13 protein-coding genes are annotated in these 15,138 nt (G+C 46.5%); all 13 read left to right on the top strand.

The window, feature by feature from the left end; translation table 11 throughout:
- Window positions 1-37 precede the first annotated feature (37 nt).
- The gene (locus tag FLAVO9R_RS15585) at window positions 38-805 is read left to right on the top strand and encodes a SapC family protein (protein ID WP_159532780.1); all 768 of its coding nucleotides are present in this window, start codon (window positions 38-40) and stop codon (window positions 803-805) included.
- A gap of 356 nt (window positions 806-1,161) precedes the next feature.
- The gene (gene mraZ / locus FLAVO9R_RS15580) at window positions 1,162-1,620 is read left to right on the top strand and encodes a division/cell wall cluster transcriptional repressor MraZ (protein ID WP_057789935.1); all 459 of its coding nucleotides are present in this window, start codon (window positions 1,162-1,164) and stop codon (window positions 1,618-1,620) included.
- Window positions 1,617-2,558, top strand: coding sequence for a 16S rRNA (cytosine(1402)-N(4))-methyltransferase RsmH (gene rsmH, locus FLAVO9R_RS15575; RefSeq protein WP_159532778.1), 942 nt, complete (start codon window positions 1,617-1,619; stop codon window positions 2,556-2,558). Before mraZ ends, rsmH begins: the two co-directional genes overlap by 4 nt.
- Window positions 2,555-2,890: a cell division protein FtsL gene (ftsL, locus tag FLAVO9R_RS15570; RefSeq protein WP_013782930.1), complete on the top strand. Its 336-nt coding sequence runs from the start codon at window positions 2,555-2,557 to the stop codon at window positions 2,888-2,890. The genes rsmH and ftsL overlap by 4 nt, the downstream gene beginning before the upstream one ends.
- A complete protein-coding gene (locus FLAVO9R_RS15565; RefSeq protein WP_129739878.1) occupies window positions 2,887-4,662 on the top strand; it encodes a penicillin-binding transpeptidase domain-containing protein in 1,776 nt (591 codons plus the stop codon). The genes ftsL and FLAVO9R_RS15565 overlap by 4 nt, the downstream gene beginning before the upstream one ends.
- Window positions 4,652-6,244, top strand: coding sequence for a UDP-N-acetylmuramoyl-L-alanyl-D-glutamate--2,6-diaminopimelate ligase (locus tag FLAVO9R_RS15560; RefSeq protein ID WP_159532776.1), 1,593 nt, complete (start codon window positions 4,652-4,654; stop codon window positions 6,242-6,244). The genes FLAVO9R_RS15565 and FLAVO9R_RS15560 overlap by 11 nt, the downstream gene beginning before the upstream one ends.
- Complete coding sequence (locus FLAVO9R_RS15555; RefSeq protein WP_159532774.1) at window positions 6,241-7,656, top strand: UDP-N-acetylmuramoyl-tripeptide--D-alanyl-D-alanine ligase; 1,416 nt, start codon at window positions 6,241-6,243, stop codon at window positions 7,654-7,656. Before FLAVO9R_RS15560 ends, FLAVO9R_RS15555 begins: the two co-directional genes overlap by 4 nt.
- Window positions 7,650-8,732 carry a phospho-N-acetylmuramoyl-pentapeptide-transferase gene (mraY, locus tag FLAVO9R_RS15550; protein WP_159532772.1) on the top strand — a complete coding sequence of 361 codons (1,083 nt, stop codon included), beginning with the start codon at window positions 7,650-7,652 and terminating at the stop codon, window positions 8,730-8,732. The genes FLAVO9R_RS15555 and mraY overlap by 7 nt, the downstream gene beginning before the upstream one ends.
- Complete coding sequence (gene murD / locus FLAVO9R_RS15545) at window positions 8,732-10,144, top strand: UDP-N-acetylmuramoyl-L-alanine--D-glutamate ligase (RefSeq protein WP_159532770.1); 1,413 nt, start codon at window positions 8,732-8,734, stop codon at window positions 10,142-10,144. The genes mraY and murD overlap by 1 nt, the downstream gene beginning before the upstream one ends.
- Complete coding sequence (gene ftsW, locus FLAVO9R_RS15540) at window positions 10,141-11,643, top strand: cell division protein FtsW (RefSeq protein ID WP_232370675.1); 1,503 nt, start codon at window positions 10,141-10,143, stop codon at window positions 11,641-11,643. The genes murD and ftsW overlap by 4 nt, the downstream gene beginning before the upstream one ends.
- Window positions 11,636-12,724: an undecaprenyldiphospho-muramoylpentapeptide beta-N-acetylglucosaminyltransferase gene (murG, locus tag FLAVO9R_RS15535; RefSeq protein WP_159532768.1), complete on the top strand. Its 1,089-nt coding sequence runs from the start codon at window positions 11,636-11,638 to the stop codon at window positions 12,722-12,724. The genes ftsW and murG overlap by 8 nt, the downstream gene beginning before the upstream one ends.
- A complete protein-coding gene (gene murC / locus FLAVO9R_RS15530) occupies window positions 12,724-14,172 on the top strand; it encodes a UDP-N-acetylmuramate--L-alanine ligase (protein WP_159532766.1) in 1,449 nt (482 codons plus the stop codon). Before murG ends, murC begins: the two co-directional genes overlap by 1 nt.
- The gene (locus FLAVO9R_RS15525) at window positions 14,169-15,137 is read left to right on the top strand and encodes a D-alanine--D-alanine ligase (protein WP_159532764.1); all 969 of its coding nucleotides are present in this window, start codon (window positions 14,169-14,171) and stop codon (window positions 15,135-15,137) included. Before murC ends, FLAVO9R_RS15525 begins: the two co-directional genes overlap by 4 nt.
- The last annotated feature ends 1 nt before the right edge of the window (window position 15,138 follow it).

Below are 15,138 nucleotides of genomic sequence, written 5' to 3'. Positions count from 1 at the left end.
TTACAGGGGCCACAGTAAACAAGTATGAGAAAGTAAAATGGCTATTAATTTTGTACCGCTAGATAAAGAAAAACACAAAGACTTAAAAGTCGCGGTTAGCAATACCTTTAAGTTTGCGAAAGATACGCACCTTGCTGCAGCCACTATTCGTGAGTTTGCTCAATTGGCTGCCACTATGCCGCTAGTATTTATTGAAGATGCTAACGCTAAACGCCACCATGTTGTTGCAATGTTGGGTATGGAACAGAACAAAAACCTGTTTCTAACTGGTGACAAATGGCAGGGCCCTCACGTTCCAATGAACATCCTTCGTTACCCTTTTGATGTTCGCCCTGATGGCGAGAAGCTAGGCGTATACATTGATGAAAACAGTGACCTAATCGGTGAGGAAGGCGAAGCCTTATTTACTGATGCTGGTGAGCCAACGGAATTTTTGCAAAACCGTCAGCAGTTTTTAGCTGATCTTGCAAACAGCGAAATGGTTACACAGCGTTTTGTTCAACAAGTTGTTGATCTAGACCTGTTAGATCCAATTCAAATTCGTCTTACTTACCAAAGCGGCCAACAACGTAACGTTACTGGCATGTTAAGCATTAACGAAAAGAAAGTACTTGAGTTGCCAGAAGAGAAAGTGACTGAGCTTCACAAGTCTGGTTTCTTAGGCGCTATGTACGCAGTAATGATGTCAGCGGGTCAATTGAACCGTTTGGTTGAGCTTTCAAACGGTACTGACAACCCAATTCGCAGCATGCAATTGTCAGTTGTTAAGCCTGAAGAAGCACAAGCTGAAGCGCCAAGCGCATAGGTATTATCATCCACTAGGGTGATTAAAGCGCTAAGCTAGACAATAAACCGATACTGGGAAACGAGTATCGGTTTTTTTATATTTATAATCTGTACTTTTTCCTAACCCCTTTTATTTTCCCCCTCTTTTCTTAGGGGTTATCAACTACTTCGCTAAAATACTGTATGTAACCACAGTTTAAAGCCAGTAAATACGTGGCCTTCACTATGCTTTTTAGCTTGACAGTGGGGATCATTGATACCTAAACTGTCAATCAGTGGGTAAATGTGGCGAATAGTGGATCGAACCATCATTGTTTTGCAGATCAGTACTCAAAAAACAAGAAAACCAAGAGCAAAATATAGAAGGCTAGGGGAATGTTCCGCGGCGCTAACGCAATCAATCTGGATACAAAAGGCAGACTAGCGATACCGACAAAGTATCGGCAGTCGCTGCTGGATGATTGTAATGGACAGCTGGTCTGTACGGTCGATACACAGCAAAGTTGTTTGCTGCTTTACCCACTTCCCGAATGGGAAGAAATTGAGCTTAAACTCATTAAGTTCTCAAGCATGATTCCGGCAGAAAGACGCATGCAGCGTTTATTACTGGGTCATGCTACAGAAGGTGAAATGGACAAAAGCGGTCGAATTCTGCTTCCTACTCCGCTACGCCTTCATGCTCACCTATCAAAAGAAGTCATGTTAGTTGGTCAGTTGAATAAGTTTGAAATTTGGGATGCTGAAGTATGGGCTGAACAAGTTGAGCTTGATATGGATACCGAACGCAAAGGCGAATTTGAACTCACCGAACGTTTACAGGACTTTTCCTTATGAGCCAATCTAGCGAATTCAAACATGTTTCTGTACTTCTCGACGAGTGTATAGAAGCATTAGCTATCAAACCTGATGGCATTTATATTGACGCCACATTTGGCCGTGGAGGCCATTCTGCGCATATTCTTGATGCATTAGGTAGCGATGGTACCCTAATCGCGTTTGATCGCGACCCTCAGGCTATAGAAGCTGCTAAGCGTTTTGCAGATGACAGCCGCTTCCGTATTATTCATTCTCCTTTTGGCGACATGGCCGAAGAAATTGAAGCCTTGGGTTTAACCGGAAAGATTGACGGCGTATTAATGGACTTGGGTGTTTCGTCTCCTCAACTTGATGATGCCGAACGTGGTTTTAGTTTCCTTCGCGACGGTCCGCTAGATATGCGTATGGACACCTCCCGTGGTGAAAGTGCAGCCGATTGGCTAGCCCGTGCTGAAGAACAAGACATTACCCAAGTGATTAAAGAGTTTGGTGAAGAGAAGTTTGGTAAACGCATCGCGCACGCCATTGTAAATACTCGCGAAACCACGCCTATTACCCGTACTGCTCAGTTAGCCGCACTTATTGATGAAGCCGTACCAGTAAAAGATAAGTTTAAACACCCAGCTACTCGCGCATTTCAAGGCATCCGAATTTACATTAATGCTGAACTAGAGCAACTGCGAATAGGCCTAAAAGCAGCCACTCAGGTGTTAGCAAAAGAAGGTCGCTTAGCGGTCATTTCTTTTCATTCTTTAGAAGACAGACTCGTAAAACGCTTTATAAAAGACCAAAGCAAAGGCAAATCAGTACCGCATAATCTGCCTATAACCCAAGCTGAAATAGATGCCGATAAAGTTTTAAAAGCGCTAAGTCGTGCCATAAAACCCTCTGAATTGGAGATTGCGAACAACGTTCGCTCACGCAGTTCCGTGTTAAGGGTGGCCGAAAAGCTATGACGTTAGGTAAGCCTGATAGGGCAAATACAAACTTCAGTTTACTGCTGATTATTGTGTCAGATTTAACCCGCAACAAGTTGCGGGTTTTGTTGTATTTAGCGGTTCTGCTTAGTGGCATGGCGGTTATCCTTGGTAGCCACCAAAATCGACAGCAAGTTATTGCCCTTGAAGACCTGATGCAACAAAAAGATGAGCTCGACGTTGAATGGCGCAATTTAGTGCTAGAACAACGTGCGCTGACCGAACATAACCGCATAGAAACCTTGGTTGAAAAGCAACTTGATATGTATCGCCCTACAGCCGATGACGAAGTGGTAGTGAGACTTAAATGACCACGCCAACCGTTAAACGTAGCCGCAAAGCGAGCGGAGCAAAACAAAACGTCACACCAAGCTTGGTGCACTGGCGCTTTGTGGTTGTGCTTATCGTGGTTATCTCGGTTTTCGCGGCACTGGCTGCCCGCGCGGCGTTTATTCAAGTTATTGAGCCTGATGAACTTATCCAACAAGGCGATAGCCGTACCTTGCGTACGCGCAACATGCCTACCTATCGCGGGCTGGTGACAGACCGAAATGGTGTTGAACTAGCTGTAAGCGTGCCGGTTCGGGCCATTTATGCCGACCCTAAAATTATTCATGAGAACGATGGCCTTGCTGAACCTCGTCGTTGGCAAGCGCTGGCCGATGTACTAGGCCAATCGGTAGATAGCTTACAAGAAAAAGTGAGCAATCCTAAACGCCGTTTTGTGTACTTGCAGCGCCAAGTGTCTCCTGCCATGGCCGAGTATGTCGATAAGCTTGATATTCCAGGTATTTACTTACGCCGTGAGAGCCGTCGTTATTATCCTACCGGTGAAGTGTCGGCCCAATTAATCGGTGTTACCGATGTAGATGATACAGGTGTTGAAGGCTTAGAGCGTATGTACGACGAGTGGCTAACAGGCACGCCTGGCTCACGTAAAATTCGTCGAGATGCCAAAGGTCGTCAGGTAGAAATTTTAGAAACCACCACGGGTGAAGATGCAGGCAACCTGCAACTGACTATCGACCAACGTATTCAAGCGTTAGCGTACAAAGAAATTAAAGAAGCCATGATTTACTATCAATCTAGTTCTGCCTCGGCAGTGGTTATTGATGTAAAAACGGGCGATGTACTGGCCATGGTAAATGCGCCGTCTTTTAACCCTAACGATCGCAGTAATATTTCACCCCACCGCATGCGTAACCGCGTTATTACCGATGCATTCGAGCCCGGTTCAGCGTTGAAGCCGTTAGCGGTATTAACTGCTATGGAGTTCGGTGAAGTAGAAGCGGAAGATGTGGTAGATACTAACCCTGGTTGGATGCGCCTAGGCGGAAGCTTAGTTAAAGACTCGCGTAACTATGGCGAGCTTACTCTTGAAGAAATTATTCAGCATTCAAGCAATATGGGCACCTCGAAATTAGCGTTGTCTGTGCCTAAGCAATTTCTACTCGATACCTATTACAACATTGGGCTGATGTCAGATACTGGCCTAAATATGGCCGGTGAAAGCAGTGGTATTTTCTACGACCGAAGCCGCTGGTCTGAATTCGAACTGGCCACCTTGTCATTTGGCTATGGGATATCGGTAACCACTGCGCAACTTGGTCGCCTCTACGCTACCTTGGCGAATGGCGGTATCAAGCAGCCATTGAATATTATCAAGTCGCCACAGCAAACGGGGTGGCAAGGCCAGCCTGAACGCGTGATCAGTGAAGAGAATGCAAAAGCCATAGTACAAATGATGGAGAGCGTAACTCAACGAGGCGGTACAGCGAAAAAAGCGGCCGTTCCAGGTTACCGTGTGGCAGGAAAAACTGGTACCAGTCGTAAGGCTGTGGCAGGTGGTTATGGCGAAGAGTATGTGAATATCTTTGCAGGTATTGCCCCTGTTTCCGACCCAAGACTTGTCACTATTGTGCTTATTAACGAGCCTGGTGGTGATTTGTATCACGCCGGTGACACTGCGGCACCTGTGTTTTCGTCAATCATGGGCGGTGCTTTACACATGCTAAACGTAACCCCAGATGACAAGCACGTGACGTCAGGCGCGTGGCTGAAAGGAGGTAACAGTGGTAGTTAATTCCTTTATTCAAAGTGCTCGTGCGTTGTTGGCAAAGTTTGGTATAGACGCGCCAGATATTCGTATTGAAGGCTTAACCTTAGATAGCCGTGATGTGAATACAAAAACAGCATTTGTAGCGGTTAAAGGTCATGAACGTGACGGAAGAGATTTCATACCACAGGCGATTAGTTTAGGCGCGCGTGTCATTCTGGCGCAAACTGACGACAGTCAAGCCCATGGCCAAATGGAAATGCGCGACCATTCGGTAATTATTTCGTTATATCAATTACCTAGCATGCTGTCGGCCTTGGCGGCTGCGTTTTACGATTACCCTGCGTTGAAAATGATGACAGTGGCGGTAACGGGAACTAACGGAAAAACCTCTACAGTTCAATTGCTTACCCAGTTGAAAGATGCGCTGGGTACGCGCAGTGCGAGTGTTGGCACTCTTGGCAGTAGCGTATATGAAGGTGAAAATACCCAGTGGGTAACGACTGCCGCGGCGAATACTACACCTGATGCTATTCGTTTGCAGTACGTGTTGGCAGAGTTTGTGCAACAAGAGGTGAGGCATACGGCCTTTGAAGCTAGCTCTCATGCATTGGTACAAGGCCGATTAAGCCAAGTGAAAACAGATATTGCGGTGTTTACAAACCTAACCCGTGACCATCTAGATTACCACGGCACCATGGAAGAGTACGCTAAGGCGAAGCGATTGCTGTTAGATCAACCTGGCCTTGAAGCTGTTGTGCTGAATGTGAACGACAGCGAAAGCCAGAATTGGGCTGACTATTTAGACGCCAATGCAGCTAAAGATGAAAGCTCAGAAAAAATAGCAATTAGTAAGCCGAGAGTGACACAAGTATGGACAGGGTTTGAACCTACTGATGGCGTTTTAGCCACGCACAAACAACCACAAGAACGCCATTGTTTCGCCACAAATGTTTCATACCATTCTTCAGGAATTCGATTCGACCTTGTTTCTTCATGGGGCACAGCACCTATTGAGCTGGCATTGTTTGGCTCGTTTAACGTGAGCAATGCGTTAAGTGCTATTGCGTGTTTATTGGCGCAGGGCGAACGCTTTGAAAATGTAGTGCGGGTAGTGAATGGTTTGCAACCTGTACCAGGAAGGATGGAAGTGTTCTCTGTTGAGGGTAGTGCCAGCGTAGTCGTTGATTATGCCCACACGCCAGACGCGTTAGACCAGGTGCTGAAAAGCGCTAAAACACATACCGCCGGCAAAGTGTGGTGCGTGTTTGGGTGTGGTGGCGATCGCGATAAAGGCAAGCGCCCCTTAATGGGCGCGGCGGCTGAACAGCATGCTGACGTGATTGTCATTACCACTGACAACAGTCGTAGCGAGTTGCCAGAAAGTATTGCTAGCGATATTAAGGCGGGCTTGCAACGCCCTAATGACGCAGTAGAAGAAGCAGACAGAGAAAGCGCTATTCGCTATTGCCTAGATAGTGCAGATGAGAACGACATTATTGTGGTGGCCGGTAAAGGCCATGAAGATTACCAGATTATTGGTACCCAACAGACAGACTATAACGAACGTACAGTTGTGGCTCGACTACAGCAGGAGTACAAAAAATGATAACTACAACACTGTCGTGGATAGCCAGCCAAATAGACGGCAAACTTGACGGACAAGATTGTGAAGTCAATGCAGTAAGTACAGACACGCGAACCTTAGATTCGGGCTCTGTCTACCTTGCATTAAAAGGCGATAATTTCGACGGCCATGCTTTTGCAGAAAGTGCTGAAAAAGCGGGCGCAAGTGCAATTATTGCCAGCGAACCTGTGAATGCTTCCATTCCTGTGGTGTATGTTGAAGACACTAAACTGGCTTTAGGCCTTTTAGGCGCTGCCGTAAAACGTGAAGTGACACCTAAAACCATTGCTATCACAGGAAGTAGCGGTAAGACTACCGTGAAAGAAATGTGTGCGGCTATCCTTGAGCGTCGGGGTTCAGTACTCGCCACAAACGGAAATTTCAATAATGATATTGGGGTTCCGCTAACCTTACTTCGCTTAGAAAAGCATCACGAATACGCGGTCATGGAACTGGGTGCTAATCACCTGGGTGAAATTGCGTACACCACTAATCTGGTTAAGCCTGATGTCGCCACTATTGTAAATGCTGCTGCTTCTCACCTTGAAGGGTTCGGGAGCTTGTTAGGTGTAGCTCGTGCAAAAAGCGAAATCTTTAAAGGCTTAGGCGATAGCGGCACTGCCATTGTTAATGTAGACAGCCAATTTGCCGATTTCTGGCAAGGCAAGCTTAAACAAAAGCGTGTATTAACTTTCTCGCCAATGCAAAAGAACGAAGCAGACTTCACTGCCGAAGACATCATCGTCGGACTGGATGGCTGTGCTGCATTCCATTTTTGCAGTAACGAAGGTGAAGTGGCAATCCAACTGACTATTCCTGGAATTCATAACGTTGGGAATGCATTAGTGGCAGCAGCGCTTACCATGCAATTAGGTGCCACCCTTGAGAACGTGCGTGACGGTTTGCTTGCTATGAAGCAAGTGAAAGGTCGCTTGAACGTTAAGACATTAAGTAGCCAAGTGCGTTTGCTAGATGACACTTACAACGCCAACGTTGCTTCGGTTAACGCGGCTATCGATACACTAAGTACCTTTTCAGGCATTAATGTTTTGATATTGGGCGACATGAAAGAGTTGGGCGAAAAAGCGCGCTTCTATCATGAGCAAGTGGGCAACTATGCGCTTAACAATGGTATCGACTACTTATACTCCTTTGGCGTGCTAAGCCAATCTGCCAGCGCTGTCTACGACGCGGCATCTGGAAAAAATGGCGGGCATTTTACCGACATCGACAGTTTGGTGAGCGCGTTAGAGCAAGACTTACAAGTAGAACAACAAGATATTTCAATTTTAGTAAAAGGCTCACGCAGTTCTCGTATGGAACGCGTGGTAGAGGCGATTGAGGCCTCTTCGCTGGGAAAGTTTGAACGCCGTCGGGAGCGTATTGCATGTTAATTTGGCTAGCTGACTGGCTGACACAATTTGATACTGGGTTTAATGTATTTTCATACCTGACCCTAAGAGCGATTTTAAGTACGTTAACGGCGTTGCTCATTGCTATTTTAATTGGCCCTAAAATGATTCGTTATTTGCAAACTATGCAGATAGGGCAAACCGTACGCGACGATGGTCCGCAAAGTCATTTATCTAAATCGGGTACACCTACTATGGGTGGCTTACTTATTCTTGCGGCTATTGTAGTGAGTGTTTTACTGTGGGCAGATTTAAGTAATCGTTACGTATTAGTGACCTTAGCGGTAGTGGTGTCGTATGGCATTATTGGGTTTGTGGATGACTATCGTAAAGTGATCCGCAAAGACTCAAAAGGCTTGATTGCGCGCTGGAAGTATTTCTGGCAATCGGTGATAGCCATTGGGGTAGCTTTTTTCCTATATAGCAGCGCCACATTAAGTGCTGAAACCTCGTTGCTTATCCCTTTCTTTAAAGAAGTGTTTCCGCAACTAGGTGCCTTTTTTATCATTATTACTTACTTTGCCATTGTGGGCACAAGTAACGCAGTAAATTTAACCGACGGCCTTGATGGTTTAGCCATCGTGCCCACTATTTTAGTGGCAGGCGCTTTCGCTATTTTTGCTTATGTAACCGGTAACGCGAACTTCGCCGATTACCTGAACATTCCGCATATTCCACTTACCAGTGAGTTGGTTATTGTGTGTACGGCCATTGTCGGTGCTGGGCTAGGATTTTTGTGGTTTAACACTTACCCAGCACAAGTCTTCATGGGCGATGTGGGGTCGTTGGCATTAGGTGGCACACTAGGCGTTCTAGCCGTGCTAGTTCGCCAAGAAATTGTACTGATTATTATGGGCGGTGTGTTTGTAGTAGAAACCCTATCGGTCATTTTGCAGGTGGGATCTTTTAAGTTGCGTGGACAACGCATTTTTAGAATGGCACCTATTCATCACCATTACGAATTAAAAGGTTGGCCGGAGCCACGAGTCATAGTGCGCTTCTGGATCATTTCTATCATTTTAGTCCTTGTTGGGCTGGCAACGTTGAAGCTTAGGTAATGACATATAACGTACGTACACATTCTTATGTGGTAGGCGGCCTTGGAGTAACAGGTCAGGCATGCGTGCGTTTTCTAAAACAGCAAGGGGCGAAGGTAAAAGCCTTTGATACCCGCGATACTTTCAATGTGTCAGCACCATTAAATATCTGCGTAACCACCGGGACATTACCTCGTGATTTTTTCGCAGGCGTTGATACCTTGGTACTTAGCCCAGGCCTACCGCTTAACATTGAACAAGTAAAACAAGCAAAAGCCTGTGGTGTTGAAGTAATTGGCGACGTGGAATTGTTTGCACGTCTTAACACTACGCCAACCATAGGCATTACCGGTTCAAATGGTAAAACCACGGTTACCTTGCTAACAACGCATATGCTGAAAGCTTGTGGGTACGAGGTGTGTGAGGCGGGTAATGTAGGGCGCCCAGTACTTGAAACCCTTCCAGAATCCATGGCAGAGCTTGAAACTCAGTCTTCTTCTTTGGATGTCATTGTTTTAGAGCTTTCCAGTTTTCAGCTTGAAACGACTTCTAGCTTGAAGTTGAACGCCGCATCGATTTTGAATATTAGCGATGACCATTTAGATAGACACGGCGATATGCAGCAATACACAGCTGCCAAACAGCGTATTTTTAGTCATTGTAATACCGCAGTAGTATGGCGCGGCGACAAGCAGGTGACGCCAACCTCAAACTGTGAAAACACTATCACCTATGGCCTTGATATTAGCGATACCGGCTTTGGTTTACGCGAAGGCGTTATAACCTTCAACGGTGAAGCGCTGCTTAATACCGCCGATATTCGATTGGCAGGCATGCACAATGTGCTTAACGTGATGGCGTCGCTGGCATTATGCCAAGCGTTTAGTATTTCATTGAATAAACCAGCCCTGCTTAATACAGCCGCACGTGCAGTGGCTATCTTCACTTCAGCGCCGCACCGCTGCGTAGAAATTGCCAACATTAATGGCGTGAAGTGGATAGATGATTCAAAGGCTACCAACGTGGGTGCCACTATCGCTGCTATTCAAGGGCTAGCTCCTACTACCAATGGAAAAATTATCCTCATTGCCGGTGGTGATAGCAAAGGTGCAGATTTAAGTGCATTAAAACCAGCGCTAGACGAAAGTGTTGGTGAAGTGATTGCGCTAGGCAAAGACGCAGAAAAATTCAGCGCTATCTATAGTGACACCACAATAGTGGCTTCAATGGAGAAGGCGGTATTGGCTGCTAACTTACGTGCTGGTAACGGCGATATTGTCTTACTATCACCTGCCTGTGCCAGTATCGATATGTTTAAAAATTATATGCATCGCGCACAAGTGTTTACCGATGCGGTCACGCATATTACCGCAAACGTAAAATTTGAAAGTGACGCTGGCGCAATGAAAGCAGCGGGAGGTTTGCCATCATGATGACAGCCGCGAAAGCTTTTAAATCAACCAATGCGTCGCCAGCAGACACTAAATTAAGTGCGTTGTTTGCGGCGCGTCATGACGAAAAAAATCTTCAAAGCCCTTACGATATTGGCTTAATCATTGTTGCGTTAGCACTAATGACGATTGGTATTATCATAGTGACATCTGCTTCAATGCCTGTTGCTGAAAGAATTCACGATAATCCTTTTTACTTTGCTATTCGTCACGGTATTTACATTGTGGGGGCGATTATTGCTGCCATGGTGGTATTAGAGCTTCCTATGCAGTTTTGGCGTAAGGCAAACCCTTATTTGTTATTAGCGGCGATTGGGCTGTTGGTGGCTGTGCTGCTTGTTGGGCGTACCGTAAACGGCAGTACCCGTTGGTTGGCGCTAGGCCCCATCACAATTCAAGCGGCAGAGCCGGCCAAACTTTTCTTCTTCACTTATCTAGCAGGCTATCTGGTTCGCCGTTATGAGGAAGTAACGGAAAACTTAAAAGGCTTCATCAAGCCGCTAGTGGTGTTCTTTGCGTTAGCCATGTTGCTGTTGCTACAACCCGACCTAGGAACCGTGGTGGTGATGTTTGCCACCACCATTGGGCTATTATTCTTAGCAGGTGCTCGTTTATGGCAGTTTTTTGCATTGGTGTTTGCTGGCGTGCTAGCCGTTGTTGCCCTTATCGTGTTTGAAGAATACCGCATGAAGCGGGTCACTTCTTTTCTAGATCCTTGGGCCGACCCATTCGGCGCCGGGTATCAGCTTACTCAATCGCTAATGGCTTATGGTCGAGGCAATTGGTTTGGCCAAGGCTTAGGCAACAGCCTACAAAAGCTAGAGTTCTTGCCTGAAGCGCATACCGATTTTGTTATGGCTATTTTAGCCGAAGAGCTTGGTTTTGTAGGCGTACTGGCTGTACTCGGCTTAATTTTATGGATGGTGGTACGTGCGCTACAAATAGGGAATAAAGCCTTATTGAAATCACGCCCATTCGAAGGGTATTTAGCTTACAGCGTAGGAATTTGGTTCAGTTTCCAAACTGCTGTGAATATTGGTGCAAGTGCAGGCATTCTGCCCACCAAAGGGCTTACGCTGCCGTTAGTCAGTTATGGCGGCTCATCGCTTATTGTTATGTCGGTGGCGGTGGCTTTGTTGTTGCGTATTGATTTTGAACTTCGCGTAGACGGAGTTCAAGCGTTAGGACGCGGCGACAATAAGAAAACCAGTAAAGCAAAGGCAAAGCCTGCAGCTACATCAGCGGCTAAGCCGCCAGTGAAAACAAAGCATACCAATGCTGAACCGTTTGCCGATGCTGAGGCTGATTACAACCAAGTCCCAAGCATTGAATCAGACACAGAAGCGCCAGAATCAATGCTAGATGATGCTCAATCAAAAGAAGCAAAAAAAGCATCTAGTACAATTTCTCCTGAAGACGAAGGCAAAGCGGGCATAAAAGCCATTCTAGCCAGAGTATCTAAGGAGGCCACCAATGAGTAAGCGTTGTCTTATTATGGCCGGTGGTACTGGCGGGCATGTTTTCCCTGGGTTAGCTGTGGCCCACGCTCTGAAATCGGCTGGTTGGGAAATAGAATGGCTTGGCACCGCAGAGCGAATGGAAGCCGATGTTGTGCCTAGACATGGCATTCCTATTCACTTTATTCCAGTGAAAGGTATTCGAGGCAAAGGGCTAAAAGCCAAATTGTCGGGCGGTATAGCACTAATAAAAAGTTTATTTTCGGCTCGCCGAATTATCAAACGTATTGAACCAGATTTAGTGCTTGGTTTTGGTGGTTATGCCAGCGGGCCGGGTGGTGTTGCGGCCAAATCGCTAGGGATTCCTGTTGTTATTCACGAGCAAAACGCGGCGGCCGGCATGACCAACAAGTTATTGGCTAACATCGCTACACGCGTGTTGCTCGGTTTTGAAGATGCAAAACCGCAATTTGCCAAGGTGGCAGCTAAAGTTCACACCGTGGGTAACCCTGTGCGGGACGAAATTTGGCAGGTTAACCCGAAAGAACAAGTTACAGACGAGTCAACAAACGGCACACTTAACCTACTGGTTGTGGGCGGAAGTTTGGGTGCCAAAGTACTTAATGATACTGTGCCCGACACGTGCGCGGCACTAGAGGGTTTATCGATTCGCCATCAATGCGGGAAAGGCAATAAAGCGTCGGTGGAAGCGCTTTATGCAGATTCAGCTAATTCCGTTGAAGTCAGCGACTTTATTGATGATATGGCAGCGGCATATGAGTGGGCTGACTTTGTGATTTGTAGGGCGGGCGCACTCACCGTTGCAGAAGTGGCGGCAGCGGGCAGGGCAGCATTGTTCGTACCTCTGCCACATGCGGTAGACGACCATCAAACCAAAAATGCGCAGTCGCTAGTGAAACATGGCGCCGCCATTATGATTGCGCAGTCGGTATTGAAAGAGAATTTAAGGCAGGCAGTTCGGCACTGGGTTTCGCACCCTAGCGATTGCCTAAAAATGGGTGCAGTAGCAAGGCAACACGCCAGTACTCACGCCACAGAACATGTAGTAAGCCATTGCATGGCAGTAGTAGGAGAAGGGGAATAATGGTTTTTAAGACCCCATTTGAGAGCCCGCAAATGCGCAGGGTGAAGAAAATATTTTTTATCGGCATCGGTGGTGCGGGTATGGGCGGTATTGCTGAAGTACTGCTTAATGAAGGTTACGATATTGCAGGTTCTGACATAAATTCAGGGCCCATGACTCAGCGCCTTAGTGATTTGGGCGTGGATGTAAAAATTGGCCATAAAGCCGAAAATGTTGATGGTATGGACGTGATTGTGGTTTCAAGTGCCATTAACGAAGCTAACCCAGAGATTATTACCGCCAGAGAACAACGTATTCCAATTATACGTCGTGCGGAGATGTTAGCGGAATTGATGCGTTTTCGTCATGGTATTGCCGTGGCAGGAACTCATGGTAAAACCACCACCACAAGTTTAATCTCGACCATTTTTGCACAAGCACAATACGACCCAACGTTTGTGATTGGCGGTTTGTTGAATAGTGCAGGTACTAACGCGCGCTTAGGCAGAAGCCGTTATTTAATTGCTGAAGCCGATGAAAGTGACGCATCGTTTTTACACTTGCAGCCAATGGTGTCGGTAGTTACAAATATTGAAGCTGACCATATGGATACCTATGGCGGTGACTTCTCGAAAGTGAAAGATACTTTTGTTGAGTTTTTGAGTAATTTGCCATTTTACGGGCAGGCAATTGTGTGTGGCGACGACGCGAACATACAAGAGATTAGCCCTCGTATTGGCCGCAGTATCATTACTTATGGCTTTGAAGCGCACAACGATGTACGTGCTGAGGATATTTCCTTGTCATTCGGGCAAGCTAATTTCACCGTTATACGGCCAGAGCATGAGCCTTTGAAGGTGACATTAAACCTTACCGGTAACCACAATGTGCTAAATGCGTTGGCAGCCATCGCTGTGGCAACGGATGAAGGTATTGATGATGAAGCCATTGTGGCTGCATTGGCGAGTTTTGGTGGGATTGGTCGTCGCTTTGAGGTACTTGGCGATTTTAATACCAGTGTGGGTAACGTTACCTTGGTTGATGATTATGGTCATCATCCTACCGAAGTGAAAGCGACTATAGCGGCAGCGAGAGCCAATTGGCCTGAAAATCGGTTAGTGATGGTATATCAACCTCATCGATTTACGCGAACGCGTGACCTATACGAAGACTTTGTTAACGTGCTTTCTACGGTAGATGTATTGCTATTGTTAGACGTTTATCCGGCCAGTGAACAGCCGATTGAAGGTGCTGACAGTAAATCTTTGTGTCGTTCTATTCGTCAACGTGGCCAAATTGAGCCCGTTTACGTAGGCGGTAAAGAAGCGCTTCCCGCCATTTTAGCCAATATTTTGGTAGAGGGCGATGTCGTGATGACCCAAGGCGCTGGAAACATTGGTCAAATTGCTAAGTTGCTCGCCAGCCGTGAGATGGAGCCAAAAGTGCTGCATCAGGAGAGCGATGCATGAGTCTTTTTAGTAACGTAAAAAAATATGATGTTGCCGAATTTGGAAAAGTGGCGGTCATGTTTGGCGGCGACTCTGCCGAACGTGACGTGTCGCTAAACTCAGGAAACGCGGTGCTTGCAGCGCTTTTAAGAGAAAATGTAAACGCCATAGCTTTCGACCCTGCTGAGCGACCACTTACTGATTTAATCAGCGAAAAAGTCGACCGAGTACTTATCATGTTACACGGTCGAGGTGGTGAAGATGGTTCAATGCAAGGGGCACTACAACTGCTTAAAATTCCCTACACGGGAACGCCGGTTTTAGGTTCTGCATTGGCGATGGACAAAATTCACACCAAGCAAGTATGGCAAAGCCTTGGCTTACCTACTGCTAAATATGAAATTGCTGATAAAAGGCGCTTTGAAGCTGGTAAGTGCAGCGCTATAATGGAAAAGTTGGGGAATGAAGTCATGGTAAAACCGGCCCGAGAAGGGTCGAGTATTGGCATGGCGAGAGTGACAAGCGCTGAACAACTCGAAAATGCCATACAGGACGCCTTTAACTATGACAACCAGGTCCTGTTAGAGCAATACATTAAAGGCCCTGAGTTTACAGTTTCAGTAATTCAGGGGCAGGCATTGCCGTCTATTCGCATGTCTACTCCACATACGTTTTATGATTACGCTGCCAAGTACCAAGACGATACCACAGAGTATTTTTGTCCAAGTGGTTTGTCTGACAAGCAAGAAGCACATCTTGCTCAGCTATCGACGCAGGCATTCGATTCTATTTCTGGCTCTGGCTGGGGTCGCATTGACGTGATGCAAGATAGTGATGGGCATTTTTATTTGCTTGAAGCGAATACGGTGCCTGGAATGACGGAAAAGAGCTTGGTGCCTAAAGCGGCCAAAGTGGCTGGGTTAAGTTTTGATGAACTGGTGCTGGCAATATTGGCCACCAGTTTTGACCCTGACAGCAGAGCATAAA

Origin of the sequence: Alteromonas sp. 38 (genome assembly GCF_902506055.1) — a bacterium.
Taxonomy (GTDB): Bacteria; Pseudomonadota; Gammaproteobacteria; order Enterobacterales; family Alteromonadaceae; genus Alteromonas; species Alteromonas lipotrueae.
Note: the sequence above shows the minus strand (reverse complement) of the source record. Positions and strands in the feature narration are given on the sequence as shown.

Excerpts from the sequence above, each read along its gene's own strand:
- FLAVO9R_RS15585 (WP_159532780.1), top strand. The coding sequence starts at position 38 with ATGGCTATTAATTTTGTACCGCTAGATAAAGAAAAACACAAAGACTTA.
- mraZ (WP_057789935.1), top strand. The coding sequence starts at position 1,162 with ATGTTCCGCGGCGCTAACGCAATCAATCTGGATACAAAAGGCAGACTA.
- rsmH (WP_159532778.1), top strand. The coding sequence starts at position 1,617 with ATGAGCCAATCTAGCGAATTCAAACATGTTTCTGTACTTCTCGACGAG.
- ftsL (WP_013782930.1), top strand. The coding sequence starts at position 2,555 with ATGACGTTAGGTAAGCCTGATAGGGCAAATACAAACTTCAGTTTACTG.
- FLAVO9R_RS15565 (WP_129739878.1), top strand. The coding sequence starts at position 2,887 with ATGACCACGCCAACCGTTAAACGTAGCCGCAAAGCGAGCGGAGCAAAA.
- FLAVO9R_RS15555 (WP_159532774.1), top strand. The coding sequence starts at position 6,241 with ATGATAACTACAACACTGTCGTGGATAGCCAGCCAAATAGACGGCAAA.
- mraY (WP_159532772.1), top strand. The coding sequence starts at position 7,650 with ATGTTAATTTGGCTAGCTGACTGGCTGACACAATTTGATACTGGGTTT.
- murD (WP_159532770.1), top strand. The coding sequence starts at position 8,732 with ATGACATATAACGTACGTACACATTCTTATGTGGTAGGCGGCCTTGGA.
- ftsW (WP_232370675.1), top strand. The coding sequence starts at position 10,141 with ATGATGACAGCCGCGAAAGCTTTTAAATCAACCAATGCGTCGCCAGCA.
- murG (WP_159532768.1), top strand. The coding sequence starts at position 11,636 with ATGAGTAAGCGTTGTCTTATTATGGCCGGTGGTACTGGCGGGCATGTT.
- murC (WP_159532766.1), top strand. The coding sequence starts at position 12,724 with ATGGTTTTTAAGACCCCATTTGAGAGCCCGCAAATGCGCAGGGTGAAG.
- FLAVO9R_RS15525 (WP_159532764.1), top strand. The coding sequence starts at position 14,169 with ATGAGTCTTTTTAGTAACGTAAAAAAATATGATGTTGCCGAATTTGGA.